The organism is Planctomycetia bacterium, assembly GCA_034440135.1.
GTDB lineage: Bacteria > Planctomycetota > Planctomycetia > Pirellulales > JALHLM01 > JALHLM01.
The window spans coordinates 1-3,957 of record JAWXBP010000420.1 but is presented as its reverse complement, the minus strand read 5'-3'; the positions used below and the strand labels follow the sequence as shown (position 1 = coordinate 3,957).

Genomic DNA, 3,957 nt, shown 5'->3' with positions numbered 1-3,957 from the left:
GCGCTCCATCACACCCTCCTTCCCCAGCCGTCATGGCCAACGGAAGAGTGGTGTACAAAAAGAGTTACGCCAGGTCAATCACAAGAGACAGTGGAACTATGAGTTGGAAGCTGAAGACATGCCAAGTTGGTTCCGCGAAGGCGTCGTGTTCGGAGAGATTTACGAGTCGGGCAATTACTTTGTCCTCCACGAAGAGCATGGCAAGGAGCGAGTCTACTACTACGACCATGACGATTTCCAGGAGGAACCGCTTGCCGAGTCGTTTGAAGCCTTCCTGGCGTTGATTGTGGATGACCCGCCCGGATTCTTGTTCCGCTGCGGTTGCTACACTCGCTATTCCGATGGCAAAACAGAAGGGCAATGGATTCCGAAGGAGTACGTTTCCAATTGTGATGCGATGTAGGGTCATCGTTTGTGCGTCAGTCTGGCACGTGCGAATTCGACTGGTGATTCATCATCACGCTAGATTCTGGCGATCCAGTACCACTTCTCAGAATTGCAACTTGCATTGCTCTGTGCTCTCTCGGTAAATTGCCCACTGGCTTCCCCAAGCCAACGTCCGAGTCGAGGCACAATTCCGTCAGGAGGCCGAATCATGCGACGCTTCATTTTCGCTGTGTGCATCGTGTCAACGGGTTTGTTCGCAATGCCGACGTCGATCCTCGCTGAGCCGCCAGCGGCCGCCGAAGCTTCTGCCGTCGAGTCCACGGACAAGCCCAAGCCGCGCGAGCCGATTTACGATGAAGCCGCCGATGGTAAACAACTCGTCGCCGAGGGGTTGGAGCGGGCGCGGTTGGAAGGGAAGCATGTGCTGGTCGTATTCGGCGGCAACTGGTGCGGATGGTGCTACAAGCTGCATGACGTGTTCGAGCAGAACGACGAGCTTCGCCAGTTGCTGTTGGCTGAGTACGAAGTCGTCCTGATCGACGTCAACACGAACGAAGCCCTGCGCGACAGCTATGGCGAGGACAACAAGAATCACGGCGTGCCGTTTCTGACGGTGCTCGATCCGAGCGGCGCGGTGCTGGTGAATCAAAACACCGGCGACCTGGAAGACGGGCCGAAGCATGACGTCGCCAAGGTCAAGGAGTTTCTCACCAAGTGGATTCCGGAACGACGCAACGCCGAACAGGTCCTGCAACAAGCGGTCGCCGACGCGGACCGGGGAAACAAGCGTGTCATCCTCCAATTCGGCGCGCCCGGTTGCGGCTGGTGCCGCGTGTTGACGAAGTATCTGCACGAACAGCATGAACTGTTCGCGGACGATTTCGTCATCGCCAAGATCGACACCGAACGCATGACCGCCGGGCAAGACGTGTCGGATCGCTTCCGCAAGACGGAGACCGGCATCCCGTGGATGGTGATCCTCGACGAACACGGCGAGCCGCTCGTCAATTCCGAGTCGCCCGAAGGCAACATCGGCTATCCGGTGAAGCCGCATGAGATCGCGTACTTCATCGAGATGCTCAAGATGAGCGCGCCGGATTTGTCCAGCGAGCGGCTGGCGGAAATCGAGCGCACGCTGCAAGAGAACGCGGCGAAGTACGACCGACCGCCAACTCCGGCGCCTGTCGCCGTGGAAGCGGTACAGGCGAATTGACGCAAGGCTAGCCGCGATACAAGCCCCGGGCTTCGATGCATTTTTCCACGGCGCGTGGAGTCAGGTATCGCAAACTGCGACCGGTCGCGGCGCGCTGGCGAATCTCGGTGCTACTAATTCCCAGCGCCGGCATTTCGACCTGACTTTGCTGAGCAACCTTTAAGCGTTCCGGCGAAATCAGCTCGGCGATCGCCGCGAATCGCGGGGCCGGCGAACCTGCGCGATGCACCACCGCCGGCGTCGCGAGCTCCAAAATCCGACGCGGCTCGAGCCAGTTGGGCAAGTCTTCCAAGGTGTCGGCGCCCATCAGCAGAAACAATTCCGCCGCGGGCTGTTCCACGTGGATCGCCGTGAGCGTATCGACGGTGTAGCTCACGCCGCCGCGATCAACCTCGAGGCGCGACACGGAAAACGCCTCGTGTCCGCCAATTGCCAGTTGTAGCAATTCGATGCGCGTCGCGGCGCCGCTCACCGTTCGACCCAGTTTGTGCGGCGGCGCGGCGGCCGGCATAAACCACACGGCATCGAGCCGACACTGCTCGCGACAACTCTCAGCCAGCAGCAAATGCCCGTAGTGAACCGGATCGAAAGTACCGCCAAAAATGCCAAGTCGCATGGAGCCGCCGCGAGTGCAATGAGTCGCCGCTTCTCGACTGGGCGGCGCTGCATTTTACCAAGACATCAATCGTTTTTCGCGGCGGAGTTTGAAGTTTTCAGTGTTCAGTTTTCAGTGTGTGGATCGCCACGTTCAACACCGCTCGCTTGCATTCCCTCGCGCCATTCCCCCTTCTCATCTTTCTCCTCTCCGCGCCTCAGCGCCTACGCGGTTCCAACCGAAACAGGCCCTCCGTGTCCTCCGTGCACTCCGTGGTAAATCGCCGGAGTCGACCCGCTACTCCGCTTCCCCAAATTGCGAATTGAACTCCTCCGGATCAAAGGGGTCCGGCGTCGCTTCCTGATCGTCTTCCGCCTTGAAGCCAACCTGTTCGACGTCCGCGTTCGCCGCCGGCGCCGATTTGCGCGCGGCCGCGTTCATCGCCTCGTTGCCGGTTGCCAGCCGCACCCATTCATAGAGTTCGAAGTATTGCCGACTGTTTTGCCGCGTGAAGATGGCCGTGTCCGCGCCGCCGTGCGGTTCGATCGGTCGGACCAACAGCGGGCTTTCCTGCGGATGACTCTGGTCCAGTTGTTCGAGCACGGCCAGCAGATTGCGTTGCGTCTGGCGCCGCGCCCGGTCTCCTTGGCCGCGAACCTTGGCGAGCGTGAACTCCGACTTCGCGCCGACGCCATGGCAGCCCGTTGTAGCGCATGAATTCATCAACAGTGGCTGCACGGCCGCAGCGAATTTCTGCATCACCTCGGGCGGGAGCTTCTTGGTTTGACGATCCAGCTCCTGGCGATCGTTGGTTTTGGTCGGCAGGGGCGATGCGACCGAAGGCGCCGTCGGAGCCGTTTTCGCCAATTCCAACCGGCGCGCCATCAGGCGAATGCGCGGGTGATCCGCGTCCAATCGCGCCGCGTGAGCGACTTCGACTGCGGCCTCGTCGAGCAATTCTTGTTGCAGGCACCATTGCGCTAATTCCAAATGCTCGTCGGCCCGCGTGCCCCGAAGTTGGGCGCGCTTTTTCTCATAGCCTTCGCGCAAGTCCTTGCAACGCAGAGCCACATCGTCCGCGCGCAGCCGCAATTCGCCGCCCGGCAAGGCCACGTAATAGCGGTTGCCGGACTGGGTGATTTTGCCGCGGATGACCTCGCCGTTTTGGAGGATCAGCAGCCCTTCCTCCGGCGCCAGCGCGATCGGCTCCGCCGCCCAAGCCGCGACGGCGCAGAGGCTCGCCGCCGCCAGGAACAAGACCGGGATTGTCCGCCAGGATAGAATCATGCGCGGGAGGCTAGGTGAACCCGCCCCCAGGGTCAAGATCGAACGGAACGGCACGCATGTCCAGTCCTTTGGAAGAACTGATCGGCGCCTTGGTGGTGATCGACGTGGTCAGCCCATACGTCTATTTGGGCAAACTCGCCGAGCACCGCGCGGACTTCCTGCTGCTGGAAGATGTCGACGTCCACGACCTGCGCGACGTCGGCACCACGCGCGAAAAATACGTCCTCGACAGCCGCCTCCACGGCATCCGCACGAATCGCCGCCGCGTCTGGTTGTCGTTACGCGAAGTCGTTGGCATTTCCCGCCTGGACGAAGTCGTGCCGTATTGAGTTGCCCGCGAAACACGCGAAAGGACGCCAAAAGGGGGACAGTGAAGGTGTCCTGCTTCACCTGAAACTGGAATTCTCGTCCGTTGGGGTTAGCATAGACCCAAGCGGAGGTTCATTCCATGAGCGGGAAACGTGCGCGTAGGCAG

5 protein-coding genes are annotated in these 3,957 nt (G+C 60.6%); 3 read left to right on the top strand and 2 right to left on the bottom strand.

Going from position 1 to position 3,957, the window contains the following annotated elements; translation table 11 throughout:
* Both SGJ19_24485 and SGJ19_24480 read left to right on the top strand, forming a co-directional pair.
* On the top strand, positions 1-403 hold a 403-nt coding region (locus SGJ19_24485; GenBank protein MDZ4783416.1), incomplete at its 5' end, for an SMI1/KNR4 family protein.
* Positions 404-595: 192 nt separating this feature from the next.
* Positions 596-1,600: a thioredoxin family protein gene (locus SGJ19_24480; protein ID MDZ4783415.1), complete on the top strand. Its 1,005-nt coding sequence runs from the start codon at positions 596-598 to the stop codon at positions 1,598-1,600.
* A 7-nt stretch (positions 1,601-1,607) separates the two neighbouring features.
* Here the strand turns inward: SGJ19_24480 and nadD are convergent, their stop codons facing one another.
* The gene (gene nadD, locus SGJ19_24475; GenBank protein MDZ4783414.1) at positions 1,608-2,216 is read right to left on the bottom strand and encodes a nicotinate-nucleotide adenylyltransferase; all 609 of its coding nucleotides are present in this window, start codon (positions 2,214-2,216) and stop codon (positions 1,608-1,610) included.
* Positions 2,217-2,492: 276 nt separating this feature from the next.
* Complete coding sequence (locus SGJ19_24470; GenBank protein MDZ4783413.1) at positions 2,493-3,482, bottom strand: hypothetical protein; 990 nt, start codon at positions 3,480-3,482, stop codon at positions 2,493-2,495.
* Positions 3,483-3,538: 56 nt separating this feature from the next.
* Between SGJ19_24470 and SGJ19_24465 the strand changes: the two genes are divergently transcribed.
* A complete protein-coding gene (locus SGJ19_24465) occupies positions 3,539-3,811 on the top strand; it encodes a hypothetical protein (protein ID MDZ4783412.1) in 273 nt (90 codons plus the stop codon).
* Positions 3,812-3,957 lie beyond the last annotated feature (146 nt).